The organism is Verrucosispora sp. WMMC514, from assembly GCF_027497295.1.
Lineage (GTDB): Bacteria > Actinomycetota > Actinomycetes > Mycobacteriales > Micromonosporaceae > Micromonospora > Micromonospora palythoicola.
On record NZ_CP114906.1, the window covers coordinates 2,882,301 to 2,907,649 of the forward strand.

The 25,349-nt window shown below is 69.9% G+C and carries 28 protein-coding genes and 1 tRNA gene; 15 read left to right on the plus strand and 14 right to left on the minus strand.

All coding sequences use genetic code 11. The annotated features are described in order from the left end of the window. Positions 1–227: 227 nt before the first annotated feature. A complete protein-coding gene (locus O7597_RS12965; RefSeq protein ID WP_281583246.1) occupies positions 228–1,649 on the plus strand; it encodes a helix-turn-helix transcriptional regulator in 1,422 nt (473 codons plus the stop codon). Here O7597_RS12965 and O7597_RS12970 read toward each other — a convergent pair whose 3' ends face one another. After that, on the minus strand, positions 1,650–2,216 hold the full coding sequence (locus O7597_RS12970; RefSeq protein ID WP_281582832.1) for an NUDIX hydrolase: 567 nt from the start codon (positions 2,214–2,216) through the stop codon (positions 1,650–1,652). Between the two features lie 310 nt (positions 2,217–2,526). Between O7597_RS12970 and O7597_RS12975 the strand changes: the two genes are divergently transcribed. The 3 genes from O7597_RS12975 (at position 2,527) to tcmP (ending at position 5,774) form a co-directional block, all read left to right on the plus strand. Further along, entirely contained in the window at positions 2,527–3,516 is a 990-nt protein-coding gene (locus tag O7597_RS12975; protein WP_281582833.1) for an HIRAN domain-containing protein, read from the plus strand. A 313-nt stretch (positions 3,517–3,829) separates the two neighbouring features. Next, positions 3,830–4,597: a phage Gp37/Gp68 family protein gene (locus O7597_RS12980; RefSeq protein ID WP_281582834.1), complete on the plus strand. Its 768-nt coding sequence runs from the start codon at positions 3,830–3,832 to the stop codon at positions 4,595–4,597. A 61-nt stretch (positions 4,598–4,658) separates the two neighbouring features. Then, a complete protein-coding gene (gene tcmP, locus O7597_RS12985; protein WP_281582835.1) occupies positions 4,659–5,774 on the plus strand; it encodes a three-Cys-motif partner protein TcmP in 1,116 nt (371 codons plus the stop codon). A 206-nt stretch (positions 5,775–5,980) separates the two neighbouring features. Here tcmP and O7597_RS12990 read toward each other — a convergent pair whose 3' ends face one another. Together O7597_RS12990 and O7597_RS12995 are read right to left on the minus strand one after the other, a co-directional pair. Continuing rightward, positions 5,981–6,472, minus strand: coding sequence for a hypothetical protein (locus O7597_RS12990; RefSeq protein WP_281582836.1), 492 nt, complete (start codon positions 6,470–6,472; stop codon positions 5,981–5,983). Positions 6,473–7,232: 760 nt separating this feature from the next. Continuing rightward, positions 7,233–7,304: transfer RNA gene (locus O7597_RS12995), tRNA-Lys, on the minus strand. A 171-nt stretch (positions 7,305–7,475) separates the two neighbouring features. On the opposite strand from O7597_RS12995, the gene O7597_RS13000 reads away from it, so the two are divergent. Both O7597_RS13000 and O7597_RS13005 read left to right on the plus strand, forming a co-directional pair. Continuing rightward, positions 7,476–7,961, plus strand: coding sequence for an anthrone oxygenase family protein (locus O7597_RS13000; RefSeq protein ID WP_281582837.1), 486 nt, complete (start codon positions 7,476–7,478; stop codon positions 7,959–7,961). An 89-nt stretch (positions 7,962–8,050) separates the two neighbouring features. After that, positions 8,051–9,100 (plus strand): NAD-dependent epimerase/dehydratase family protein, encoded by a 1,050-nt coding sequence (locus O7597_RS13005; RefSeq protein WP_281582838.1) that lies wholly within the window; start codon positions 8,051–8,053, stop codon positions 9,098–9,100. A gap of 12 nt (positions 9,101–9,112) precedes the next feature. On the opposite strand, the gene O7597_RS13010 is transcribed toward O7597_RS13005, so the two are convergent. From O7597_RS13010 to O7597_RS13030, 5 genes are all read right to left on the minus strand, one after another. Next, entirely contained in the window at positions 9,113–10,327 is a 1,215-nt protein-coding gene (locus tag O7597_RS13010) for a hypothetical protein (RefSeq protein WP_281582839.1), read from the minus strand. A gap of 54 nt (positions 10,328–10,381) precedes the next feature. Next, complete coding sequence (locus O7597_RS13015) at positions 10,382–11,074, minus strand: ABC transporter permease (protein WP_281582840.1); 693 nt, start codon at positions 11,072–11,074, stop codon at positions 10,382–10,384. Beyond that, the gene (locus O7597_RS13020) at positions 11,071–11,889 is read right to left on the minus strand and encodes an ATP-binding cassette domain-containing protein (protein ID WP_281582841.1); all 819 of its coding nucleotides are present in this window, start codon (positions 11,887–11,889) and stop codon (positions 11,071–11,073) included. The genes O7597_RS13015 and O7597_RS13020 overlap by 4 nt, the downstream gene beginning before the upstream one ends. Then, entirely contained in the window at positions 11,886–12,224 is a 339-nt protein-coding gene (locus O7597_RS13025) for a PadR family transcriptional regulator (protein WP_093403911.1), read from the minus strand. The genes O7597_RS13020 and O7597_RS13025 overlap by 4 nt, the downstream gene beginning before the upstream one ends. Before the next feature lie 82 nt (positions 12,225–12,306). Continuing rightward, complete coding sequence (locus tag O7597_RS13030; protein ID WP_269740333.1) at positions 12,307–13,026, minus strand: protein phosphatase 2C domain-containing protein; 720 nt, start codon at positions 13,024–13,026, stop codon at positions 12,307–12,309. A gap of 62 nt (positions 13,027–13,088) precedes the next feature. Between O7597_RS13030 and O7597_RS13035 the strand changes: the two genes are divergently transcribed. Further along, positions 13,089–14,270, plus strand: coding sequence for a LuxR C-terminal-related transcriptional regulator (locus tag O7597_RS13035; protein ID WP_269740332.1), 1,182 nt, complete (start codon positions 13,089–13,091; stop codon positions 14,268–14,270). Positions 14,271–14,303: 33 nt separating this feature from the next. Here O7597_RS13035 and O7597_RS13040 read toward each other — a convergent pair whose 3' ends face one another. The 4 genes from O7597_RS13040 to O7597_RS13055 all read right to left on the minus strand — a co-directional run bounded on the left by O7597_RS13040 (position 14,304) and on the right by O7597_RS13055 (position 16,357). Then, positions 14,304–14,663: a hypothetical protein gene (locus tag O7597_RS13040; RefSeq protein WP_281583247.1), complete on the minus strand. Its 360-nt coding sequence runs from the start codon at positions 14,661–14,663 to the stop codon at positions 14,304–14,306. Positions 14,664–14,844: 181 nt separating this feature from the next. Continuing rightward, positions 14,845–15,078 carry a hypothetical protein gene (locus O7597_RS13045; RefSeq protein ID WP_164446583.1) on the minus strand — a complete coding sequence of 78 codons (234 nt, stop codon included), beginning with the start codon at positions 15,076–15,078 and terminating at the stop codon, positions 14,845–14,847. A gap of 83 nt (positions 15,079–15,161) precedes the next feature. Then, positions 15,162–15,635: a large conductance mechanosensitive channel protein MscL gene (gene mscL, locus O7597_RS13050; RefSeq protein WP_269740331.1), complete on the minus strand. Its 474-nt coding sequence runs from the start codon at positions 15,633–15,635 to the stop codon at positions 15,162–15,164. Positions 15,636–15,673: 38 nt separating this feature from the next. Then, a complete protein-coding gene (locus O7597_RS13055; RefSeq protein ID WP_281582842.1) occupies positions 15,674–16,357 on the minus strand; it encodes an FCD domain-containing protein in 684 nt (227 codons plus the stop codon). Positions 16,358–16,407: 50 nt separating this feature from the next. Here O7597_RS13055 and O7597_RS13060 point away from each other — a divergent pair, with 50 nt between their 5' ends. Beyond that, positions 16,408–17,754 (plus strand): MFS transporter, encoded by a 1,347-nt coding sequence (locus O7597_RS13060; RefSeq protein ID WP_281582843.1) that lies wholly within the window; start codon positions 16,408–16,410, stop codon positions 17,752–17,754. Positions 17,755–17,764: 10 nt separating this feature from the next. Here the strand turns inward: O7597_RS13060 and O7597_RS13065 are convergent, their stop codons facing one another. Continuing rightward, the gene (locus tag O7597_RS13065; protein WP_093403921.1) at positions 17,765–18,121 is read right to left on the minus strand and encodes an STAS domain-containing protein; all 357 of its coding nucleotides are present in this window, start codon (positions 18,119–18,121) and stop codon (positions 17,765–17,767) included. Between the two features lie 164 nt (positions 18,122–18,285). Between O7597_RS13065 and O7597_RS13070 the strand changes: the two genes are divergently transcribed. Genes O7597_RS13070 through O7597_RS13095 form a run of 6 tightly spaced genes read left to right on the plus strand, consistent with a single transcriptional unit; the run spans position 18,286 to position 23,865 of the window. Then, positions 18,286–19,146, plus strand: coding sequence for an STAS domain-containing protein (locus O7597_RS13070; protein ID WP_281582844.1), 861 nt, complete (start codon positions 18,286–18,288; stop codon positions 19,144–19,146). Continuing rightward, on the plus strand, positions 19,146–19,556 hold the full coding sequence (locus O7597_RS13075; protein WP_281582845.1) for an STAS domain-containing protein: 411 nt from the start codon (positions 19,146–19,148) through the stop codon (positions 19,554–19,556). Before O7597_RS13070 ends, O7597_RS13075 begins: the two co-directional genes overlap by 1 nt. Further along, positions 19,553–19,972, plus strand: a complete 420-nt coding sequence (locus O7597_RS13080) for an ATP-binding protein (protein ID WP_269740326.1) — start codon at positions 19,553–19,555, stop codon at positions 19,970–19,972. The genes O7597_RS13075 and O7597_RS13080 overlap by 4 nt, the downstream gene beginning before the upstream one ends. Beyond that, positions 19,960–20,982 carry a SpoIIE family protein phosphatase gene (locus O7597_RS13085; protein WP_269740325.1) on the plus strand — a complete coding sequence of 341 codons (1,023 nt, stop codon included), beginning with the start codon at positions 19,960–19,962 and terminating at the stop codon, positions 20,980–20,982. The genes O7597_RS13080 and O7597_RS13085 overlap by 13 nt, the downstream gene beginning before the upstream one ends. Further along, complete coding sequence (locus O7597_RS13090) at positions 20,979–22,328, plus strand: sensor histidine kinase (protein ID WP_269740324.1); 1,350 nt, start codon at positions 20,979–20,981, stop codon at positions 22,326–22,328. Before O7597_RS13085 ends, O7597_RS13090 begins: the two co-directional genes overlap by 4 nt. 1 nt (position 22,329) lies before the next feature. After that, the gene (locus tag O7597_RS13095) at positions 22,330–23,865 is read left to right on the plus strand and encodes a SpoIIE family protein phosphatase (protein WP_281582846.1); all 1,536 of its coding nucleotides are present in this window, start codon (positions 22,330–22,332) and stop codon (positions 23,863–23,865) included. 37 nt (positions 23,866–23,902) lie between these two features. Here O7597_RS13095 and O7597_RS13100 read toward each other — a convergent pair whose 3' ends face one another. Continuing rightward, positions 23,903–24,691, minus strand: a complete 789-nt coding sequence (locus tag O7597_RS13100; protein ID WP_269740322.1) for a helix-turn-helix domain-containing protein — start codon at positions 24,689–24,691, stop codon at positions 23,903–23,905. 31 nt (positions 24,692–24,722) lie between these two features. On the opposite strand from O7597_RS13100, the gene O7597_RS13105 reads away from it, so the two are divergent. After that, on the plus strand, positions 24,723–25,295 hold the full coding sequence (locus tag O7597_RS13105) for a TIGR03086 family metal-binding protein (protein WP_281582847.1): 573 nt from the start codon (positions 24,723–24,725) through the stop codon (positions 25,293–25,295). Positions 25,296–25,349: the final 54 nt, after the last annotated feature.

Here is a 25,349-nt window from a genome sequence, read left to right on the forward strand (position 1 = left end):
GGGTCCGACGGAATGTTCTGAGCTGTGGCGGGTGCCTGTCCTCGCCAGACTCCGGCGGGTTGTCGACATCGAAGAACATGTCCGAGACGATTCCGTCGAACAGGGCGGCGCGGCCATGTCCGCTGGTCATGTCACGGTGATATGGGCGGCCTCGACCTGCCCGGACAGCTACCCTAGGCTCCAGATTGAGCACCATGAGTAGTCACCTGACGACGCTGGGAGCCGCTGTGCTGCTCGATCACCTTCGGATTCCCGATGGCCTCTGGTCGCACAAGGACATCCGTGCGGCTTTGGTCGCCCGCGATATCGGTGCCCTGTTTCGGCTGATCGCCCGGCACACCGGCGCGAGTCAGACCCGCATCGGGGCTGCCGTCGGCCTGGAGCAGGGCTACGTCAGCCGGATTGTCGCCGGTCGGCGAGTGACCTCCATCGACGTCCTGGAACGGATCGCCGACGGTTGCGGCATGCCCGACGAATCACGGATGACGCTCGGTCTCGCGCCTCGCCAGCGGTCATATCGCGCGGACATGGCCGACCATCGGCACGGCCGGCACAGTGATCCGCCGGCCAACCGCTCCTGGCGCGACGACATCCGCGCTGCCGCACAGCTATGGGAAGGCGACGTGAACCGTCGAGAACTGCTCCGCCAGACAGTGTTCAGCTCCTCCGCATACACGCTGCCCGCCCTGCGCTGGTTCACCGCCGCAGGCCCGCAACCCGTCGCACAGGAGGGACGCCGAACGGTCGGTCAGCCCGACATCGACACCATCCGCGAGATGACCGCCACGTACCGGCGACTCGACAACCAGTACGGCGGCGGCCACGCCCGCGACAACGTCACCCGCTACCTCCACCATGAGGTCACGCCGCTGGTGACCGAGGGCCGATACGATCCGGCAACCGGCCGCAAGCTGCTCGCCGCCGTCGCCGAGCTGACACAGCTTGCCGGTTGGCAGGCGTACGACATAGCCGAACACGGCCTCGCCCAGCGATACCTCACCGACGCCCTCGACCTGGCCCGAACAGCCGCCGACGCCGGCCTGGGCGCCGAAATCCTCGCCGCGATGAGCCACCAAGCCACCTACCTCGGCCACACCGCCACCGGCGTCGACCTCGCCCGCGCCGCCCGGGAGACCGCACACCGCGCCGGAATCACCGTGCTGACCGCCGAGGCGCTGGTCATGGAAGCCCACGCCCACGCCACCGCCCACGACGCACCCGCCTGCGCCACCGCACTGCACCAGGCGGAACAAGCCCTCGACCGGGCCGACCGCACACGCGAGCCACAATGGCTTGGCTACTTTGACGAGGCGTACCTGTCAGCCAAATTCGGCCACTGCTTCACGGCACTCGGCCAACACCGCCAGGCCGAACGCTTCGCCGCTCGCTCGCTGCGGATGGACGAACGCTACGTACGCGGCAAAGCCTTCAACCTCGCACTCCTCGCCACCATCCAGGCCCGCTACGGCGAGCCCGAACGCGCCAGCCTCATCGGCGGCCAAGCCCTCACCCTGACCGCACAACTAAAGTCCGCCCGCGCCGTCGGTTACGTCCGCGATCTGCAAACGGATCTCATGGCGCACCGCCGCCGACCAGCCGTCCGACACCTCATCACCCGTATCGACGCCGCCCTCGGGCAACGCCGCTGACTACAACTCGCCCCGGGCCTTACGCGCCACCAGTTCCAGCACCGCGATCACCGTACCGGCACCCGCGATCTCACCCTGGGAGACGAATTGCCGCGCCTCCTCCAGCGGGATCCAGGCGACCCGCTCGGCCTCGTTGACATCGACCGGAGCACCGGTGTGCTTCGCATCCCGAGCAAGAAACAGCAGATTCTCCGCATCCGCGGTCGCTACCCATGGCTGGAACGACAGCAATGGCTCCACCGCAGCCGGACGCCACCCGGTCTCCTCCTCGACCTCCCGGATCGCACACGCCGCTGGCTGCTCCCCACCATCGACGTAGCCACCCGGCAGCTCCCACACCCACCGATCGAACACGAACCGGTGCCGCCGCATCAGCAACAAGCGCTCCTGACCGTCAAGCACGGCAACCATTGCCGACCGGGGCGCACGGATCACGTACTGCTCGAAGCGGACCCCATCGGGCAGTTCCACATCGGCAATGCTCAACCGCGCCCGCCGGCTACCGTCCACCACTCGCTCACCGTGGATCGTCCACCGCGTCGATCCGATGCCCTGTTCCTCCGCCATCCGGCCAGTATCCGACCGGCGGTACCGAGCCGCCGCCTCACGGCACGCCGCCGATTCGACTCGGTGCACGACGATCCCCGCCGGGGGGATGTGGTCTCAAGCTGTCGGCTGCTGCCAGCCGGTGGCGGCCAGCGTCGACGAGCAGGGGTCTGGATCCATCGGTTGAGGTTCCGGACCGACCCGCATCGAGGGCTTCCGCTGCCTCTTTGCTGCCTCGCTGTCTAACGTCTCGGCCACACGGTGTCGACTACCTGACACTTGCATGTGTCTGGGCTGACGAGGGCTCGGTCGGGAACGGTAGCCTCCGCCAATGATCCGACCATTTGACCTGTGGGGCCAGCGAGGCTGGTGCAACCAGGAGGTCGTAGGCGAGTCCAACTACGCCAAGGAAATCCGTGCGGCACTTGGCGCGGACTTCAAGTCGTACGGGTCTGAGGTAGAGAAGGACGTGTACCTCATCCCGGAGCCCACCAACCGGTTCGATCCGAATGCCGTCAAGATCGCCTACGGTGGGCAAACTCTCGGGCATCTACCAAAAGATCAGGCCAAGGTTTACTCGCCGGTCCTCATGGCGCTCGTCAACCAGGGCTGGACCCCCCAGGTCCGAGCCCGCATCTGGGGACGTGAAGAGGAAGACTGGGACGGGCGCCGCCTGCCCCAGTTCATGGGATCGGTGACTCTCGACCTCGCTGAACCGCACATGATCGTTCCAGCGAACATGCCGCCGGCCGACCTGCATGTGATGCTTCCCCAAGGCCGCGTCGTCCAAGTGGCGGGCGAAGAGAAGCACATGACTCACTTGGCTCAGATGGTGAGCCCGCAGGGCGAGTGCTGGATCTATGTGACGTTGCACCAGGTTGAGCAGCAGCGGGCTCGATCGACGCGGACGCTGGTAGAGGTTCGAGTCAACGGCGAACCCGCCGGCACCCTGAGCCCCGCAACGTCAGCCGAGATGTTGCCGGTGCTCGCCCACCTCTCGGAACTCGACATGCTGACGGCGGCCCGTGCAGTCCTGAAGGGCAACCGGGTCAAGGCCGACGTGACCCTGAACGTGTGCAAGGCCAGCTCGCTGACTGATGCCTGGTTGGATGCGCCGCCGGCGGCTGAAGGAGCCCGGCCGGCACAAAAGGCGGCTGCGCAGAGCCACGGTCACGATGTTGCCCGAGCGCAGCAATGGCGGTTCGTGGTTCCACCGGGATGGCCGCCCCCGCCCGCAGGCTGGGTCCCGCCCGAAGGCTGGCGGCCCGATCCATCGTGGCCTCCTGCGCCTGACGACTGGCAGTTCTGGGTCAGAGACTGAGAGTGTCCCTCCGCCTACTCCTCAGTTCACCAACTACAGGTAAGGCGCTTGTGGCTGGCCTGGTCATCGAACCGGCCACGCCTCGCCACCTGGGCAGACGCCATTGTCATTGGTCGCCGTTGGTCACTCTTGATTGACCTCTGACGGTGCCTGGTGACGGCCTAGCCGCGTCTGAAGCTGCCTCCTACAAGTTGATTGAGCTGAGTACGGACGTCCGGCTCACGCGCTCGGCCGTGAAGAAAGATCGCCTCCACACCTTTCAATCCGTACGCTTGTTCGACAGAATCGGCTCAAACGGCCTGGGAGTGTGGCAATGGCAGACAAGAGCGCCATCGAGTGGACCGAAGCCACATGGAACCCGACAACCGGCTGTGATCGCATCTCGCGCGGCTGCGATCACTGCTACGCCCTGACGCTCGCGAAGCGTCTGAAGGCCATGGGGTCACCCAAGTACCAGACGGATGGCGACCCGCGAACCTCTGGGCCCGGCTTCGGCGTAGCCACTCATCAGGCCGAGCTGGCTCTCCCTCTCCGGTGGCGAGAGCCTCGGATCGTGTTCGTCAACTCAATGAGCGACTTGTTCCATGCCCGGGTGTCCTTCGACTTCGTCGAGCAAGTCTTTGACGTCATGGCGGCAACCCCTCAGCACACCTACCAGGTACTCACTAAACGGGCTTCTCGGCTAGCGAAGCTCGCTCCACGGCTTACCTGGCCCAGCAACGTCTGGATGGGTGTCAGCGTGGAAGATTCCTCCGAGGTCGGCCGGATCGATGACCTGAGGACTGTGCCGGCGGCAGTCCGGTTCATCTCCGCTGAGCCCCTTCTCGGTCCCATGACTCCCCTCGACCTGAGCGGTATCGATTGGCTTATCGCTGGAGGTGAGTCAGGTGTGGGCGCCCGGCCTGTAGACCCTGCATGGGTCCGCGACCTCCGCGATCAGTGTCAAGAGGACGGTGTCGCCTTCTTCTTCAAGCAGTGGGGCGGTAGGACGCCAAAGGCGGGCGGCCGAGACCTGGATGGCGAGACCTGGGACGAGATGCCGGGTCTTCCCGTCATGTCAGCCGTTCGACATCGGGGGTAGCCGATCAAGGCTTCCTGTCATACGGTGTCCGAACAACTGCGGACCGTAGACAGGGGGAACCTTGCCGACGCCTGACGATGTGCTGTGGGGCAAAGACCCGCACACGGCCGCAAAGCACCTCGTATACCGCAGTTACTTCGATGCGTGGTTCCCCATCCTGCTTCAGTCGGCCTATGGCTCGAAAGGGGTCACCTACGCCGAAGGGTTCTCGGGCCCTGGCGAGTACAAGGATGGTTCGCCCGGTTCGCCAATCATCGCCCTCAGGTCGGCCCTCGGCTGCAAAATGCCGCCAGGGCCCGGCCGAGAGGGTCGCTTCCTACTCCTAGAAGACAGCCAGTCACGCGTCGACTACTTGAGGGGTGTCCTTCTCCGTGAGCTTGGGACGCTTGACAGGGTGGAACTCGCAGCTCGCGGCTTAGTCGTTGAAACCCAGAAGGGCAACTGCCGAGAGGATCTCCTTCCTCTGCTTGATGAACACCGCGCTTGGAACAAGCCGCTGCTGCTGATTCTCGACACTTGGGGGTCAGCCGTTGATTTTAAGATCCTAAAACGGACCGCCGCCAGCAAAGCGGGCGAGGTAATCGTAACCATCCAGCCAAGCCAGTTTTGGCGTTTCGCATCTAACCCAAGGCACTACGGGGACAGAGTATTCGGGCCCGTGGTGTGGCGTGATGTCCAGGCTCAGCCCAAAGAGAATAAGGCCCAGTATATCAAGTCACAGTACCGTCGAGTCTTAAATGAAGCCGGATTCCAGTATGTACTGGACTTTGAATTAGCCGACGAGCGCAACAATCTTCTCTATCTCGTCTTTGGCACGAATTCTGACAGAGGCTTCGAGAAGATGAAGGATGCAATCTGGCGCGTCGACCCGTATCAGGGAATTGGCTACCGAGACCCTCGGGACCCAAACCAGGAGACCTTGCCCATCCGACCCGAGCCACTTCTAGGACCGCTCCGTCGACTCATCTTGGAGCACTTGGTGAACCTTCCTGGGCAGGTAGCAACCCTAGATGACCTACGCCGCTTCGCGCTTCATAAAACCATCTTCCGCCCAGGACAGACGCTCAGTGCTGTTCGGCTCTTGATCGATGAAGGAAGCGTCATCGCTGAACCTGCTGGAAAGCGGTTGGTCGGGACGTCGCGAATCTCTCACACGGGCTCTATGGCATTGTTCTAACGTCGTCTCTGCTTAAGTTCGACCAGTCGGCTAGGAGCCACCGCGGCGACTGCCGCCCTGCCCGTCCTTGCCCAATACGACCTGACGGGCCACGTCCCGCAAGTCCTCCTTAGCAAGTCTGGCCGAACGGGCGGCCTTGCGAGCTGCAAGGGCTGACGCCAAGCCGGAGATAATCGCAGCCACGGGCGCAGCCAGGGCGGCGATTTCTATCCAATCCATCGCGCCACCTCCTTTCCTGCATCTCGGCCCACGCCAATCATGATGTTAGCAACTGTGGCCATCGTGGTTATGAGGGTCGCAAGCACCGCGCACCACCACCCCTCGAAGAACTTGTTGCCTTCAGGGTTAACGGCTGTCATAACCCAGGCCAGAATAAGGAAAATGATCGCGGCGAGGTTGGCCCCTATCGACACATGCATCTTCCGGTGATGGCCATCCCCCGAGGCCAGAGCCTCACCGATTCCGGACAGAAGAATGCCGACGTTCAGCACATATAGATTCTGCACCTTGATGGCTTCGATGTCGAAGACGCCGCCAAGCATGAGGAGGACTACAGGAAGACCTAGTGTCCAAATTGAGAAGACGGTGAGCTTGTCCCCGAATTTCTCCTTGTATATATCTTTATACGTATCCTCTTTGGATTGCACGGCGGCCCCGGGCCCGGGCGTAGGCCCCAAAGCACGGCCAGGAGAAGTCATGCACGTCATCCTAATTGCGATACTGAGGTTCGGCGCTTCCCCTCTAACCGAATGTCACCATCCCGTCGACCCGCCCACCTGGGAAGCGGGTCGGCCCGGCCCGCCACCTCAAGCGGACCTTGACGCACGGACGGACGCCGTAGATGGGCTGGGTCGGCTCTCGTGTCGCGGACCGCGCCCCCGACAGACACCGCCACGGTGACGCAGTTGACCTAACTTCGCCCGGTGCGGACCCGGCTCCCGGGGTCGGAGCTGGCTGCCGACGGGCACCCTCCCCTCCCAGGCGAGCAGTTGACCTGACCGGAGCGGCTGCGGTGCTCACCCCTGGACAACCGCCATGCCATCGGCGGGCACTGCCCCATGCTTGGAGCTTGCCGGGCGGGTCTGTCGGCGCGTCACCTGCGCCGCGCTGCTCAAGCGCGGCGCGGCCTGCTGCCGGCGACAAATCTTGCCACTCTTCTCGCCGTCTCCATCTGCGGTGGCCCAGGGCTTCCGCTCTCCGCTCTCCGCGCCAGCCGTCGGGCGTGTTGCGTGGCCGGAGTCGGAGCGCCAGCGGAGCGACGGACGCGCGTCCAGGCGGCGGCGCGTGCGGCCCCACCATGGAGATCTACACGTGGTTTCCTCGGCGGCCACCCGCGACGCGCTCAAGCGACTCCGCAACGCCCTGGACCGGTAAGGCACTACTGCTGTAGTTCGCTGCTGTACGAGCCGTGCAGACAAGAACAGCGATCCCGCAAAGGGCCGCTGACCTGCGTGAGAGTGGGCCGCCAGGGACTCGAACCCTGAACCTATGGATTAAAAGTCCACAGCTCTGCCATTGAGCTAGCGGCCCGCGTCGCTCAGGTTACCGGACACCGGCGGGAGCGGGCTCGCGGCTTCCGGCCTGCCGTCGATGCGTGGAGCGGCTCCGGCCGGATCGGGGTGGACGCCGGTTGGCAGGATCGGCTGAGCGGCCCGCGCGTCTCGTCGTCGGCCGGGCTGCCTGCTTCCTGGAGGTGCCGCAATGTCGGAGCCGATCCGCCTCGCCGTGCTGGCCGGGGCCACGCTCACCACCGGGCTGGTGGCGGGGCTGTTCTTCGCGTACGCCTGCTCGGTGATGCCAGGTCTGGCCGCGACCGACGGTCGGACCCTGGTCGGCACCATGCAGTCGATCAATCGAAAGATCATCAACGGTTGGTTCCTGTCGGCGTTTCTCGGTGGGCCGCTGCTCGTGGTGGTGGCCGTGGTCGGTCACCTCGGCAGCGGCGGTGCGGTGCTCGGCTGGCTCGTCGCGGCGCTGGTCGGCCACCTGGTCACGCTCGCTGTCACGGGGCGGTGCAACGTGCCGCTCAACAACCGGTTGGAGGCCGCCGGGCCGGTCGACGGGATCGACGATCTGGCGGGGGTACGGCAGTGGTTCGAGTCGCCCTGGGTGCGCTGGAACCTGGTCCGGACGGTGAGCTCGGTCGCCGCCTTCGCCTGCCTGATCGGCGCGCTGCTCGCCCGCTGAGCGGCCGGTACCGGTGACACCCCGAGCGCGGCTGGCACCGAGCCGGCGGCGGCAAGCTTGGAGAGCGGCTGACCGGGTACGGACCGGGCATGCGGATCGTGGTCGTGGGTGCGAGCGGGAACGTCGGCTCGGCGGTGCTGCGTCGGTTACGGCGTGAGCCCGAAGTGGAGATCGTCGGGGTGGCGCGGCGGTTGCCGCCTCCGGGTGCGGGTGAGCCGTACGACGGGGTGTCGTGGCACTCCTGCGACATCGGGCTGGCCGGCGCGGCGGACGAGTTGGCCGGTGTCTTCGCCGGTGCGGACGTGGTGGTGCACCTGGCCTGGCAGATCCAGCCCAGCCACGACCAGCACGTGTTGCACCGGACCAATGTCGGTGGCAGTCGGGCGGTGGTCGACGCGGTGCTGCGTGCGCGGGTGCCGGCCCTGGTCTACGCCTCGTCGGTCGGCACCTACGCGCCCGGTCCGAAGGACGTGCCGGTCAGCGAGCGCTGGCCGGCCACCGGGGTACCCGGGTCGTCGTACAGCCGGGACAAGGCGACGGTGGAGGAGATGCTCGACGGGATCGAGCGGAGCCATCCGGAGCTGCGCCTGGTCCGGATGCGTCCTGGGTTGATCTTCCAGCGGGAGGCCGGCACCGAGATCAGCCGCTACTTCCTCGGCCCGCTGGCACCGGTTCGGCTGCTGCGGTTCGGTCGGCTGCCGCTGGTGCCGACCAACCGGCGGCTGCGCATGCAGGTGGTGCACGCCGACGACGTGGCGGACGCGTACGCCCGGGCGATCATGGGTGACGCGCGGGGCGCCTTCAATGTCGCGTCGGACCCGGTGCTGACTCCGGAGCTGGTGGCCCGGCACTTCCACGGTTGGACGGTGCCGGTGGCCGCCCCGGTGCTGCGGGCCGCCGCGGCGCTCACCTGGCGGGCCCGGCTGCAACCGGTCGACGCCGGCTGGATCGAGCTGGCGCTCAACGCGCCGCTGATGTCCAGCGAGCGGGCCGAGACCGAGCTCGGCTGGCGCCCGAGCGTCGACTCGGTCACCGCGCTGCGGGAACTCTTCGCCGGCCTGGCCGCGCAATCCCGTACCGCCAGCCCACCCATGTCCATCTCACCCACCTTCCCGGCAGGCGAGGGCAACCCCTACTGACCCGTCGGCGGGTCAGCGGACGGTGGAGGCGGTGAAGGTGGGCTTGCCGGAGCCCAGGTAGAAGATGCCGGGGTGGTTTTCGAAGCCGTGGCTGGGGTTGCGGCGCAGGGTCGAGTTCTCGACGCGCAGCGTGCCGGTGCGGTCGTTGCTGACGAAGAAGATCGCCCCGCCGCCCTCCCGGGCGTCGTTGTCCTCGATGACCGTGCCGGCGAGGCGTACGGAGAACGTGTTGCCGTCGCAGTAGATCGCCCCGCCGCTGCCGCCGCCAGGCGTGCCGGAGCGGGCCGGGTTGGCGCCCTCGCCGACCGCCTCGTTGTCCCGCAGCACGCTGTTGAGCACCACCCAGGAGACACCGATGCTGCTCAACGCGCCGCCGTTGGCGCAGGAGCCACCGGTGAAGGTGCTGTTGACCACGTACACCGGCTGGTCGTCGTGCTGGTCGAGCACCCGGATCGCGGCGCCGCCGAGGTCCGGGCCGGTCCGGTCGCAGCGGTTGTCGACGAAGCGTGAGTTGACCACCTTGAACCGGCCACCCCGGACGAAGATCGCCCCACCGCCCCCACCGTCGGTGCGCTGGCCGGTGGCGTCGCCGTCGGCGAAGGTGAGGTTCTGCACGGTCAGGCGCGGGTGATCCTGGTCGTTGCAGTGCGAGGTGGTCCAGCCCTGCAACGCGTCGCAGGTGTTCATGTAGAGGATGCGCCGCTTGCCCTGCCCGCTGAGCGTGACCTTGCCACCACCGTCGAGGACCACCTGCGGGCCGTTGGCGTTGCGTACCTTGGCGGTGGCGGTCATCCGGATGGTCACCGGGTCGGGACCGCAGTCGAAGGTGATGATGCCGCCGGCCGCGACCGCCCGGATGACGGCGGCGGAGGTGCAGCTGTCGGCGGTGCCGTTGCCGACGGTGCGGGTCGGCTTCGATGTGTCGACCGCCCGCCCGGCCGCCGGCACGGTCACCCGTCCGCTCGGGTTGCCGCTGTTGGGGGCAGCCCGGGACGCACGGGACGGGGTCGGGCTGGCGCTGGCAGTCGGGCTGCTGCCCAGCCCGGTCTGAGCCGCCGGAGTGGCCGGCGCATCCGGCGTCTGCCCCGCGCTCGGCGTCGTGGACGGGTCGCTCGCCGGGGCCTGCGCGCCGCGCGGGTCGGCGCTCGGCACGGACGGGCTGCACGCGGTGAGGGTGGCGATGGCGACGCCGAACGCGACCGCGGCGATGGAGGGTCTGAGGCGCACCCCGTGATGCTAGGGCCTGTGTCAACGAACCTGGGCCCGCCGTGGGCGCGAGGATCAGGCGATCGGCACGTGGTGCAGGTGCCGGCGTCGACGCAGCCGGACGGCGAAGACGGCCGCCACCGTGACGATCAGCAGCACGGTGACCACCAGCCCGTGCAGGACGCCCCGGGTCAGGTAACCGTCGTCGGTGTGGTCCACCGCCCAGGTGGCGATCTCCCGGCTGGACCAGAACGGCGTCAGCTTCGCCCCCGCGGCGGCCGGGTCGAGCAGCATCTGCATTGCCACCACGGTGAGCAGCAGCAGCGTGCCCTCGAGTTCGCGGGGCAGCAGGGCACCGATCACCATGCCGAACGGTGCGGCCACGGCCACGCAGCAGAGCATCGCCACGGCGATGCCGCCGTACCGCAGGTTGTTCGCGTCGATGACGGTGAGCAGGAAGAACGGCACCGAGATCGCCAGTCCGAGCGCCCACAGGCCGAGCATCCGGCCGAGGTAGAGGTGGTGTGGCCGGTAGCCGGCGAGCCGGAGTCGTGGTTCCAGTTCACGGGCCGCGCTGGTGGCGAAGAGCGCCGCCGTGCTGACCGCCCAGCTGATGCCGAGCAGCAGCGCGCGTACGGACTGCCCGACGTAGGAGTCCCGCCGGATCAGCCAGAAGGTCAACGGCATCAACAGCAGGAGCAGGAGTACGCCCCGGCGGCGCGCCAGCTCCCGCAGCGTCATCTCGGCCACGGTGACCAGCCGGTTCACGAACGGCCTCCCTGCTGGGCGGGGGTCAGGTCGAGGACCAGGTCGACCCGGTCGAGTTGATTGAGCAGGTGGGTCACCACGACGATGGCCCGTCCCTCGTCGCGCAGCCGGGTCAGCTGGTCCCAGAGGTTGACGTAGCTGCCCTGGTCGAAGCCCTGGTACGGCTCGTCGAGCAGCAGCACGTCCGGCTGCGTCAGGGTGGACACGGTGAGGTTCAGTTTCTGCCGCGTACCGCCGGAGAGGTGCCGGGCGAGCACGGTGTTCTCGGCGTCCCAACCGAGCTGTCGGGCCGCCGCCCGGCCGGCCTGCCGAGCCGGCCCCCGCGCCACGCCCTGACCGGCGCCCACCAGTACGAAATGCTCGTCGGGCAGCAGGAAGTCGGCGGTGCCGCCCTGTTGGGGGCAGTAACCCAACCGGCCCGAGACGGTCACCTCCCCGGCGTCCGGCGAGACCAGGCCGGCGCAGATCCGCAGGAAGGTGCTCTTGCCGCAGCCGTTCGCGCCGACCACGGCGGCGATCTGTCCGGCCCGTACGGTCAGGGACGCGTCGCGGAGCACCACGCGTCGGCCGTACCGCTTGGTGAGGCCCCGGGCGTGCAGCCGGACGGGGCCCGGACGCGGGCCGGGTGCGGTGCCGATGCTCTCCACGATGGCGGCGGCGTACGCCTGTGGCGTGCCGAAGACCAGCCACGGGTCACCGCCGCCCTCGCGCAGGTGGGTGGCCGCCTCGGCGACCACGTGCCGGGCGGTGTCGCCGTCCACTCGGCGCTGGTACAGCTCGGCCGCGAACGCGCGCAGCCAGTCGTCGGCGTTCACCCGTCGACCCCCTTCGTGACGATGCCGGTCACCGGGGCCACGAACGCCAACCAGGCGTTGCCGCCGTGCCGCAGCGCCGCTCGCCCGTCGTCGGTCAGTTGGTAGTACTTGCGGGCCGGACCGGAGTCGCCCTCCCGCCACCGCGCGGTGACCAGACCGGTGCGTTGCAGCCGTAGCAGCACCGGGTAGAGCGTGCCGCCCTGGATCGGTCCGACGCCCGCGGCGTCGAGTGACTGGGCGAGCTGGTAGCCGTAGGACTCGCCGTCGCGCAGCAGGGCGAGTACGCAGAGGTCGAGCACCCCGCGCAGCCACTGCCCCCGACGGTCGGAATCCACCCGCCGAACCCTAGTGCCGCTATCTAGATGGCACAACTACCTAGTGTGGTGCGGCCGACCGACGGACCGGTGCCGGCGTACCTCAGCCGGTCACCACATCGGAGATCACCACGGTGACGTTGTCGGGCGCACCGGCCTGGTGGGCGAGCTTCACCAACTGTTCGCCGCACTGGTGGCGGTCGGCGTGCATGCCCAGCGTGGCGGCGATCGCGTCGTGCGCCACATAGTCCGAGAGCCCGTCGCTGCACAGCAGCAGCCGGTCACCGGCGGCGACGGTCACCGCGCCCATCGTCGGCGGCGCGTCGGCACCCTGTACCGCCCGGGTGACAAGCGAGCGTTGCGGGTGGTGGCGGGCCTGCTCGGGAGAGAGGGCACCCTGGTCGACGAGCGCCTGCACGAACGTGTCGTCCCGGGTCAGCTGGCGTAGTTGGCCGTCGCGGAGCAGATAGCAGCGGGAGTCGCCGACCTGCGCCAGCACCAGCGTCTCCCCGGCCAGCAGGGCCGCGGTCAGCGTCGTACCCATGCCGTCGCGGGCCGGGTCGGCGGTGATCGCGGCGTGGATGCGCTGGTTGGCGGTGCTCACCACGGCACGCAGCGCCTCGGTGGCGGCGTCCGGCGCGGTCGGCGGAACCAGCTCGTCGAGGATCCGGATGACGATCTCGCTGGCCACCTCACCGGCGGGCAGGCCACCCATGCCGTCGGCCACCGCGACCAGGCGCTCGCCGGCGAGGGCGGAGTCCTCGTTGTTGGTCCGGACCAGACCGATGTCGTTGAGGATGGCCGAGCGGAGGATCAGCGTCATGGGACAAGCTTGCCAAGAAGACCCTTCCCGCGTCTCTACGCACTACTGCGTAGGGTTGAGGAATGTTGCCGGTGTCCATGGTCGGGCGTGCCGGTGAGCTGGCTGAGCTGGACCGGGCCTGGTCCGGCGTGGTCCTGGGCCGCCGCCGCTCCCCGGCCGTCGCGGTCGTCACCGGGGGGCCGGGGGTGGGCAAGAGCCTGCTGGTCGCCGCCGCGCTGGACGCCTTCACCCCGCGACCGGCGGTGGTGCTCAACGGCGCCGCCCGGGTGCACAGCCCCGCCCCGTACGACTGGTTGGCCGCGGTGTTGAGCGGGCGCGACACCGCCCGGCTCGACCTGCCGGCCGACGCGCTGGCCTGGCTGGCCCAGCAGCCCACCGCGCCGCGCGAGCGTTACGCCCCGGGCACCCTGCTCCGGCTGGCCGTGCGTACCGTCCGGGTGCTGGTCGGCGCCGGTCCGGCGGTGCTCGTGGTGGAGGACCTGCACGCCCTCGATCCGGCCAGCCTCAACCTGGTCGGCGAACTTGCCACCGCCGACGGGCTGCCGGCCCTGCTGGTGGTGGCGACCAGGCCCGCCGCGCGCGCGGTCTCACCGGAACTCGCCGGCCGGACCCTGGCCCGCCTCTGCGGGGTACGCGGCGTCGTGCGCCAGCACCTCGGCCCGCTGCGCCCGGCCGAGGTCGCCGAGGTGCTGACCCAGGTGTACCCGGCCCCACGCCCCGAACTGGTGCACGAGGTCTGGCGGCGCACCGACGGCAACCCGTACGCGCTCACCGAACTGCTCGCCGCGTACGCCGGGCAGGATCCCGACACCCTGCTGGCTGCGGCCGGCTCGCCGGTGCTGGCCGAGTCCGCGCCGCCCCCCTCCCGTCCGGCCGTGCCCGCCTCCCGGGCTGCCGTGCCGGAGTCCACTCCCGGCCGGTCGACGCGCCGCCGTGCCGTGCCGGAGCCCGGATCCACCGATGGGTCGGCGGCCACGCTCCCGGTCTGCCTGACCGGCCGGGAGGCGGAGGTGCTCGACTGCCTGGTCGCCGGGATGTCCAACAAACAGGTGGCCCGCGCCCTGGGCATCTCGGTACGCACGGTCACCGTGCACGTCTCCAACCTGCTCCGTAAGACCGGCACCGCCTCCCGCACCGAGGTGGCCCTCTGGGCGGTCCGCCAACACCCGACCCCGCAGCGTCCCACCCGCCACCGCGCTGATCATGAAGTTATTACCCCGGCAAGCGCTTACCCGCCGCAATAACTTCATGATCGACCAAGGGGTGGGTGGGGTGGGTCAGTCTTCTGGGGGGAGGGTGGCGGCGGGGGTGTTGAGGGTTACCTCGGTGGGGGTGACGGTGGAGATCTGGTCGGCGAGGACGTAGACGGCGCCGGTGGGTACCAGCTCGGTGGAGACCTTGAGGTAGCCGGTGCGTAGCAGTCGAGCGGCCAGGTCCGCCGGCACGTCCGGTTCCTCCACGGTCGCGGATTCGATCAGTTCGTCCAGGCTGCTCCCGGGGTCGGTGGTCGGTGCCTGCACGGTCACCGCGTTCGGGTCGCCGCGCTGCACGAGGTCCACGGTGCCCACGTCGACGCCGGCCGAGTCGACCACCCGCATGCCGGTGGTGACCCGCGAGAGGGTTGTCCGCTGATCGATGCCCTGCTGCTCCATCCCCGCGCGGTTCCCACCCTCCCCACCCGCTAAACCCACCCACCCCCACCCGCCCCCGCACCCCACCCGGTTGATCAAGAAGTTTTGGTCGGCAGCGGCGCGGATCCCGACCAAAACTTCTTGATCAACGCGAGTGGGGGTGGGGGTGAGGGTGAGGGTGGGTGGGTCAGGGGGTTGGGGGGCGGGGGGTCAGTTCGCGCCAGGTGTCGGTGCCTTGGAGCAGCGCGCGGATGGTGTCCTCGGCCTCGTCGACGGTGTCGTACTCGTAGAACCGGGAGACGCCTTCGGCGCCGCCGGCGCGTTGCTCGACGAACCATCGGTCGGCATCCGTCCGGAGGAAGACGTCCCGCCGGGCCAGCCGCCCCCACTTCCCGTTCCACAGGTGTTTCCGCTGCTCCATGGCCCGGACTCTATCGAACATCTGTTCGAGACAAGGGCGGCCCCTGCGGGAATCCCGCAGGGGCCGATGTGCGGTTGCCGGATTCAGCGCGCGGCGGGCGGTTCGTCCCTCCGGCCGAGCACGTCGTCCAGGGCGCCGCGCTGCTGCGCCGGGGTGGTCCGGCCGGCGGCGACGAGGGCGTCCCGGATCTCGGTGAGCAACTTGATCTCCTCGCTCGGCGCGGCCGGCGGCGGCTCCTCACCCCGCTGGCGACGCTCCGCCAGCCGGTTCATCGGAAACACCACCAGGAAGTACAGCGCGGCGGCGGTGAGCAGGAAGGTGATCGTCGCGTTGACGAAGGCGATCCAGTCGAAGGGAATGCCCTCGATTTCTGGCGCGGTGCCGGCGATGCCCTTGTCGCTGCCGGTGATGAGCAGCACGAAGACCCGGATCAGTGGTTCCAGGAAGGACTTGGTGAGCTGGGTGACCACGCCGGTGAAGGCGGCACCGATGACGACGCCCACCGCGAGGTCGATGACGTTGCCGCGCATGATGAAGTCTTTGAAGCCCTTGAGCATCCGTACTCCCGAGGTGTCCCGTCTATGTCGGGGACAACCTATGCCCCGGGCGGGGGCTCCAGAAAAGTGCCGGCCTCCCGGGCGGCCAGCTCCGGATCGCCGGCCCGGATGGCGGCCACCAGCCGGGCGTGGTCGACGTGCCGGTCCGGCGTCAGCGCGTCGCCCATGGCCTGGGTGAGCGTGCTGCGCATCGCGGTGCCGACCGAGGCGTACAACTCGGCGAGCATGGCGTTGTGCGCCGCCGCGACCACCGCGGTGTGCAGCGCGGCGTCGGCCGCCACGAACTCGGCGACCCGGCCGCCGCGCCAGGCCGCCTCGCGGGCGGCGAGCGCGTCGTCGAGGGCGGCCAGGTCCTCGGGGGTACGCCGCCGAGCGGCCAGTCGGGCGGCCTCCACCTCGAAGGCGCGGCGCACCTCGATCACCTCGGTCATCCGGTCGTCGGTGAGCCGGCGGGCCACCACCGGAGCGAGTTCGTCGGTGGACAGGACGTAGGTGCCGGAGCCCTGGCGGCATTCCAGCACCCCGGCGTGGGCCAGCGCGCGGACCGCCTCACGCACCGTGTTGCGCCCCACGCCGAGGATCTCGACCAGTCGCGGTTCGGTGGGGATCCGTCCGCCCACCGGCCATTCGCCGTCCATGATCCGCTGCCGGAGCTGGGCGATCGTCTCCCGGACCCGCCGGCCGCGCGGCGGCACCGGGGTGGCGTCGACTGCCGGTGGCACTGGTTACAACCTCTCGCCGAAATTCATCCCATGATTGTAGGTTCGAGGTCATGCCCCCGTCACCCCCTGCCGTCCCCGCCGTCCCAAGGAACCCGGTCAACCGCCAGGCCGCCCCGACGCGTGCGGTCGCCGGTCGGGGCGTCCCGACCGGCGAAGTTGTCACGGCTGCGGGGTTCCCGGGCGCGGTCGGCCCGGCCGGCGGCGCGGCTACGACCACATCTCGGGTCAACCCGACATGGCTGGTGCTGGCCGGGATGCTGCTGGTGGCGCTCAACCTGCGGGCCGCCGTCACCAGCCTCGGCGCGCTGCTCGACGAGGTACGCGTCGGACTGGCCCTCTCCGGGACGATGGCCGGACTCGTCACCACCCTGCCCACCATCGCGTTCGCCGGGCTCGGCGCGGCCACCCCGTGGCTGGTCCGCCGGTTCTCCCCGGCCCGGCTGCTGGTGCTGGCGATGCTGGCCCTCGCCGTCGGGCAGGTGTTGCGGGCGGTCACCGGCTCGGCCGTGGTGTTCCTGGTCACCAGCGCGCTCGCGCTGGCCGGCATCGCGGTGGCGAACATCCTCCTGCCGATGCTCGTCAAGCAGCACTTCCCGCATCGCACCGGGCTGGTCACCGGGGCGTACACGATGGCGTTGACGGTGGGCACGACGGTGGCCGCCGCGTCCGCGGTGCCGGTGGCGCACGCCTTCGGCAGTTGGCGGGCCGGGCTGGGTGTCTGGGCCGGGCTGGCGGCGGTGGCCGTACTGCCGTGGCTGCCGGCGGCGCTGCGCGGCGGCGCCGCCGCACGGCGCGGTGGCATCGCCGCCCGGTCGGGTGTCCGGCCGGGACGCACCCGGCTCGGCTGGGCGATGGCGGTCTATTTCGGGGCGCAGTCGCTGAGCGGTTACGCGATCATGGGCTGGTTGGCCCAGATGTTCCGGGACGCGGGTTTCCGCCCGCAGGACGCCGGGCTGCTGCTCGCCGGAGTGACCGCGCTCGGGGTGCCGATCGCGCTGCTGATGCCGACGCTCGCCGGCCGACTGGGCAGCCTGCGGCCGCTGGTCTTCGCGCTGACCGCCGCCTCCAGCCTGGCGTACCTGGGTCTGGCGTTCGCGCCGCGCGGCGGGGCGCTGGTGTGGGTGGTGCTGTTGGCGTTCGGGCAGGGTGCCTTCCCGCTCATCCTGGCCACCATCGGGCTGCGGGCCCGCACCGCCGACGGCACGGTGGCGCTGTCGGCCTTCGCGCAGAGCACGGGTTACGTCATCGCGGCGCTGGGGCCGCTGCTGGTCGGGATCCTGCACGACGCGACCGGGGGATGGCTGGCGCCGATCGGCTTCCTGCTGGTCGCCCTGGCCGTGCAGACCTGCGCGGGCGTGCTGATCGCTCGCCCCCGTTACATCGAGGACGAGCGTTGAGTCGTCACGGTCAGGAGGAGGCCGGCGTCGGATCGCCGGCGACCGCCTGCTCGACGGTGGGATACGTGTGCAGCACCTCGACCAGGCCACTCACCTCCAGGATCCGCAGCACGCCGCGCTGGGGGGCGGCGAGCCGGACCACTCCGCCGGCCTCGTCGCAGCTGTTCTTCGCGCGGACGAAGACCGACAGACCGGTAGAGTCGCAGAACGAGACGTCCGACAGGTCGAACACGAGGCGACTGCGCCCCTTGTCGAGCAGGTCGGTGATCTGGTCCTGCAACTGCGGTGCGGTGGCCATGTCCAACTCGCCCGCGACCGACACGACGACCACGTCACCGCGCTGTTCCGTGTGCACCGTCAAGGACATTCGTCAGACCTCCTGTTTATCGGTGGAACGGTATCCCACCGGGACGGTGGTACGCAGAACGGGAGCAGTATCAGGTGGTCACCGTCATTCCGTTGCTCTGCGACAAGTAGTTCGTCGGGCCCCGGTGATAGAGTCCGGCCGGTCCAGGTCTAGGGGGTATTGCCATGGCGCTCAGCGCTGACGAGAGCGGCCGGTTGGGTGAGCTGCTGACCGGCCGGGCCGAGCCGGTCACCCAGCGGTGGACGGAGATCATCGCCGGGCAGTTGCGGGGTCGGCTCAGCCAGGCCGAACTGGTCCGGCAGGTGCAGGAGCTGCACCGTGCTCTGGTCGACGCCCTCGGCAAGGGCGCGGTGGACCTGAACGCAGAAGAGGCCACCGAGCTGCGGGCCGTGCTCGCCGAGTTCTCCCGCGGCCAGGCCCGGCAGGGCTTCTCCGCCACCGAGACCGCCACCGGCGTGTTCGCCCTCAAGGAGGCGCTGCTCAGCGTGCTGGGGACCGACCAGGATGCCGCGACGCTGCGTGACTACGTCTCCTTCTCGGCGCTCGTCGACCAGATGGGCCTGTTCACCTTCGAGACCTTCGTCCGCACCCGGGAGAGCCTGATCGCCGATCAGGCCGAGCAACTGCTGGAGCTCTCCACTCCGGTGGTCAAGCTCTGGGAGGGTGTGGTGGCCGTGCCGCTGGTCGGCACGCTCGACTCGGCCCGCGCCCAGGTGGTGATGGAACGACTGCTGCAGACCCTGGTCGACACCGGCTCGCCGTACGCGATCATCGACATCACCGGCGTGCCGGCGGTGGACACCCAGGTGGCCCAGCACATCCTGAAGACCGTGGTGGCCGCCCGGCTGATGGGCGCCGACTGCATCATCTCCGGCATCCGGCCGCAGATCGCGCAGACCATCGTGGCGCTCGGCATCGAGTTCGGTGACATCGCCACCAAGGCGAGTCTCGCCGACGCGCTGCGGCACGTGCTGCGGCTCACCGGGGTGGAGACGTCCCGCCGCCAGTCGCGTCGGGAGGCGTGATGGAGCGGGTGCCGATCCTCAAGATCGGCGACATCCTGCTGGTTTCCATCCAGGTCGACATGTCCGACCAGACGGCGGTCGCCCTCCAGGAGGACCTGGCCGAGCGGATCGTGGCGACCGGTTGCCACGGCGTGATCATCGACATCACCGCGCTGGACATCGTCGACTCCTTCGTGGGTCGGATGCTCTCCACCATCGCCTCGATCTCCCGCGTGCTGGACGCGGAGACCGTGGTCGTGGGGATGCGCCCCGCCGTCGCCATCACCCTGGTCGAGCTGGGGCTGTCGCTCAACGGCATCCGTACCGCACTCAACGTCGAGCGGGGGATGGAACTCATCGCGATCGACCGGGCCGACGACCACGACGATCCGGACGACGAGCCGGTCCCAGAGCCGACGGCGTCACCATGACGAGCGGGGTCGACCTGGGCCGCCCCCAGGCGCAGTCGGTCGGCAGCGACGAGGATGTCGTACGCGTCCGTCAGCTGGTGCGTACCGTCGCCGTGGCGGTCCGGCTCTCCCTGGTCGACCAGACCAAGGTGGTCACCGCCGCCAGCGAACTCGCCCGCAACACGCTCGTCTACGGTGGCGGCGGGACGGTCGAGGTGACCGCCATCGACAACGGCCGGCGAGCCGGCATCAGGATCGTCTTCGCCGACTCGGGTCCCGGCATCGCCGACCTGGATCTCGCGCTGACCGACGGCTACACCACCGGTGGTGGCCTCGGCCTCGGCCTCAGCGGCGCCCGACGACTCGTCGACGAGTTCGACATCCAGACCGCGCCCGGCCAGGGCACCCGGATCACGATCACCAAGTGGTCCCGGTGACCGTCGAGCCGGTCGCCGACCGGGGCACCTGGTTCCGGGTGGAGAACGGCAGCGCCGGCAGCGCCGTGCGGCGGGCCGCCGAGCGGCTGGGCGGCCAGCTGGGTCTGCCCGCCGGGCGGATCGCCGACCTGGCCATCGTGGCCGCCGAGCTGACCAGCAACCTCATCAAGCACGCCGACGACGGGCTGCTGCTGCTCCGACCGGTGCGCCGCGAGCTGGACGCCGGCGTGGAGATGATCGCCGTCGACACCGGTCCGGGCATGGTCGACCTCGCCGACTCCGCCCGCGACGGGCACTCCACCGCCGGCACCCTGGGCATCGGTCTGGGCGCGATCGTCCGGCAGGCGAGCTGGTTCGACGCGTACTCGCGGCCGGGCCGGGGGACGGTCATCGCCGTGCGGGTGTTCGCCGCCCCGGACCCGGCGGCGTCCTGGGTCGGCGGACTGACCCGGCCGTTGACCGGCGAGACGGTCAGTGGGGACGGTTACGCGGTCCGGATCGTGGGCGACCGCCGTCAGGTGCTGGTCACCGACGGTCTGGGGCACGGGCCGCTGGCCGCCGCGGCCACCGACGCGGCGCTCGCCGCCTTCCGGGACGCCCCGGCGGGCTCACCGGCGGAGGTGGTCGGTCACCTGCACCGGTCGATGTCGCACACCCGTGGTGCGGCCCTCGCCGTGGCCGAACCGGATCCGGCGGCCGGCATGCTGCGCTACGCCGGGCTGGGCAACATCACCGGCGTCGTGGCCACCGGCGACGGTCGGCGTCGCGGCCTGGTCTCGCTGCCCGGCATCGCCGGGCACCAACGACCGGTGATCCGCCAGTACGACTATCCCTTCGAGGCGGGCAGCCTGCTGGTCATGCACACCGACGGCGTGGTCGACAGGTGGCGCCTGGCCGACTACCCGGGCCTGGCCGGGCGGGCGCCCCTGGTGGTGGCCGCCACCCTGCTACGCGACGCCGGCATCCGGCGCGACGACGCCGGGGTGCTGGTGGCGAGGTCCTGGTCATGACCACGACGCCGGTGCTGAGGATGGCGCTACGGGTGGAGCAGGACATCTTCGTGGTCCGCCAGCGTGGCCGGGAGGTCGCCGCGGCGGTCGGACTGGAACATCAGGACCAGGTCCGGATCGCCACCGCGTTGAGCGAGGTCGCCCGGGACCTGCTGCGGGCGGTCGGCGGTGCCGACGTGGTCTTCGCCGTCGCCGAGTCGCCGGACGGCCGTTGCCACCTGCACGTCGACCTCACTCCGGTGGCATCCCTGCCGAGCGGGCGGTACGAGCCGGAGTCGGGCGCGGTGGCACGCCTGGTGGACACATTGAGCGTGCTGACGGTTCAGGGGGTTACGGTCGTCAGGATGTCACGACGGGTTCCCGCCACCGCCCAGGCGCTCACCGCCGAGCGCCTGGCGGAGCTGCGTGCCCAACTCGGCGAGAGCGCCCCGGGCACCGCCGAGGAGGAACTCGCCACCCAGAACCTTCAACTGATCAACGCCCTCGACGAGGTGCGCAACCAGCGCGACGAGCTGGCCCGGCTCAACGAGGAACTGGAGCAGACCAACCGGGGCGTGATGGCGCTCTACCAACAGCTCACCGACGAGTTGGAGGCGACCAACCAGGGCGTGGTGGCGCTCTACGCGGAGCTGGACGAGAAGTCGGCGCAGTTGCGCGCGGCCAGCGAGTCCAAGAGCCGGTTCCTGGCCAACGTCAGCCACGAGCTGCGGGCACCGGTGACCGCGATCATCGGGCTGGCCCGCCTGCTCGGCGACTCCGCGTCCGACCCGCTGACCACCGAGCAGGAACGCCAGGTCGGCCTCATCCGTGCCTCGGCGTCGGACCTGCTCACGCTGGTCAACGAGCTGCTCGACCTGGCCAAGGCGGAGTCGGGGCGGATCGAGCCGGAGTGGTCCGAGGTGGACCTGCGGGCCGTCTTCGGCCAGTTGCGCGGCACGCTACGGGCGTTGCCGGCCGCCGACGGCGTAGACCTGGTGGTGGAGGAGCCGGCCACGCCGGCCACGGTGCGTACCGACGAGGTACTGCTCGCCCAGGTGCTGCGCAACCTGCTGCACAACGGCCTGAAGTTCACCACCGCGGGCGAGGTCCGGCTGCGTGCGGAGCGGCACGGTGACGGTTGGCGGCTGACCGTCTCCGACACCGGACCGGGCATCCCGCCGGAGCTGCACGACCGGGTGTTCGAGGAGTTCTACCAGGCGCCCGGCCCGACCCGGGTCGGCGGCACCGGCCTCGGCCTGCCGTACGCCCGGCGGCTGGTGAACCTGCTCGGCGGCACTCTCGACCTGGCCAGCGAGCCGGGTCGCGGCAGCACCTTCACGGTGTGGCTGCCCACGGACGGGACGTGACGTGGACGGCGCGGCGACAGTGCTGGTGGTCGACGACAGTCGGACCAAGCGCTACCTCCTGGTGAGCTGGCTGACCCGGGCCGGCTTCACCGTGTTGGAGGCGGAGACGGGTGGCGAGGCGCTCAGCCGGGTCGGGGTGGACCCGATCGACCTGGTCGTGCTCGACGTCCGGCTGCCGGACCTCAGCGGCTTCGAGGTGTGCGAGCGGATCAAGTCGGCGCACCCGGCGCTGCCGGTGATCCACGTGTCCGCGCACGCGGTCGACACGAACGACCGGACCCAGGGCCTGAACCGGGGGGCGGACGCCTACCTGGCCGAGCCGATCGAGCCGGAGGAACTGGTTGCCACCGCCCAGTCGGTGTTGCGGTACTACCAGGCCCGGCAGCGGGCCGAGCTGCTCGCCGAGCGGCTCACCGGGCTGGCGGACACGACCGTCGCGGTGCACGCCGCGCCGAGCTTCACCAGGCTGCTGCAGGCGGCTGCGGCCGGCGCCGCGGAGATCTTCAAGAGCCCCGCCGCGGTGGTCGCCGAGACCTTCGACGGGGACTGCCTCGCCGGGGTCTGCGCGGGGCCCGGTGCCGAGCCCCGCGTGGTGACCTGGATCGTCGACGACACCGGGGTGCCCACCGGCGCCACCGTCGTGGTGCAGGAGCCGGACGGATGGTCGCTTGTCGACTGGCCGGCCGGCGACACCGTCACCGTCGCCGCCGCCCGGCTGCGCGAGGACCGCGCGCCGCTCTACGTCGTGGTACCCACCGCGACGCAGACCGCCCGTACCCCGGTGTTGGTCCAGCTCGCCCAGGCGGTGGCCTCCGCCGTGGAGGCGCAACGCTCCTTCGACGAGGAACACCGGATCGCGGTGACGTTGCAACGCAGCCTGCTGCCCCGGCAGATCCCGCGGATCACCGGCCTCGACCTGGCCGTGCGCTACGAGCCGGCCAGCGCCCGGACCGAGGTGGGCGGCGACTTCTACGAGCTGGTGATGCTCGACGGTCACCTGCTGCTGGCCATCGGGGACGTGGCCGGCCACTCCCTGCACGCCGCCACCATCATGGCCGAGCTGCGGCACGCGCTGCGGGCGTACGCGGTGGAGGGGCACCAGCCGGGCGAGATCCTGCACCGGGTCAACGAGCTGATGCGTACGCTGCTGCCCGACGAGCTGGCGACGATCTGCGTGCTGCTGCTGGAGCCGACGACCGGTCACGTCCGGCTGGCCAGCGCCGGTCACCTGCCGCCGTTGATCGTGCAGGACGGCAAGGCCGAGTACCTGCAGCACGCCGCGCCGCTGCTCGGGGTGCGCGCGCCCCGCCCCGCCGACCTGGAGTTCGTGCTGCCGGCCGGTGCGACGATGGTCTTCTACACCGACGGTCTGATCGAACGACGGGACGCCACCATCGACGAGGGCCTGACCGCCCTATCGGCGTGCGCCAGCGAGGTCGACGACGACCTCGACCGGTTCTGCGAGCGGCTGCTCGTCGAGCTGGCCCCGGACGAGATCCAGGACGACGTGGCCGTGGTCGCTCTCCGCCGCCGCTGAGGTGCTGGGCGACCCCCCCTCGACGCCAGCAACCGACCTACCGTCGGCGCTGGGCGTACGCGGCCGGGGAGACGCCGGTCGTCGCGGTGAAGTCGCGTACCAGGTGGGCCTGATCGCTGTAGCCGAGTTCGACGGCGAGCCCGGCCCAGTCGAGCCCGTCCGCCGCCCGTTCGATCGCCTCGTGCAGCCGGTAGCGGCGGATCACCCACTTGGGACCGACTCCGACGTGGGTGAGGAAGAGTCGCTGCAACCGGCGGACGGACACCGCGTGCTCGCGGGCGAACTCGTCGACCCGGCGTACGTTCCGGTCGGTCCGGATCGTCTCGACCAGGCGCATCACCTCGTCGTTCACCGGATCCGGTCGGGGTGCCCAGCCGGTCAGCAGGCTGTCCAACGCCTGGCCGCGTTCGGCGTCCGTACCGGCGCAGACCGGGGTCACGCCGAGGTCTGCCCGGTCGACGAGTGGACGTCGTCGGCCGGTCAGCTCGGCGACCGGCCGCCGCCAGAACGGATGGAACCCGCCGGGCCGGAACTGCACCCCGCTGACCCGCCCGGAGCCGGTCAGGGTGATCGAGAAGAGTTCGGTGCCGACGCCGGCCACCTCCGCGCGCTCCGGGCCGTCACCGTCGCGCTGGAACACCACGTTGACCGCCGGATGCGGGACGATCCGCTGCTCGAACGGTTCGGTGAGGTCCCAGTCGACCAGCCAGTAGTGCTCCACCCAATGGCGTAACGGAACCGCGGGCAGGTGCCGTCGGAACCGCACCCGCCGCTTCAACCGGGCCGGGTCGAGGATGCCCCGGTGATCTGCGCGCGGCTGTCGCATTTGTTCAAGACCACCCTCATACGCTGGCCCTATGGCCACTCACACTAGCGACCTGCTGGCGGCCGCGGCGCCGGGAACCGTGGCGGTGCTTCGGCAGATCACCGATGACCAGCTCGACCTGCCGACTCCCTGTCGGGACTATCGCGTCCGCGACCTGATCAACCACCTGTACGAGGTGGTGGTCAACTTCCAGACCCTCGCCCGTCGCTCGCCGGTGACCTGGGCCGACAAGCCCGATTACCTCACCGAGGGCTGGCGCGACCGGTTCGCGGCCGAGACCCGCCGACTGGTCGAGGCGTGGTCGGACCCGGCCAGCGAGCAGGGCGTCTCGCCGGGGATGGGGATGCCGCAGCAGGTGGTGGGTGCGATGGCGCTGCTCGACCTGACCGTGCACGGCTGGGACCTCGCGGTCGCCACAGGTCAGCCGTACGGTGCGGCGGCCGAGGTGCTGCCCGCGCTGCACGAGTTGGCCGGCCAGCTCGGTCCGACGGCGCGGCAGATGGGCGTGTTCGCCGAGGCGGTGCCGGTCGAGGCTGGCCCGCCGGACCTGCCCCGGCTGCTCGGCATGACCGGCCGCGATCCGGCCTGGTCCCCGGTCGGCTGACCGGCGACCCGCCGGTAGCCACCTTGACGCCACTATTCACTCAGTGAATAGTGG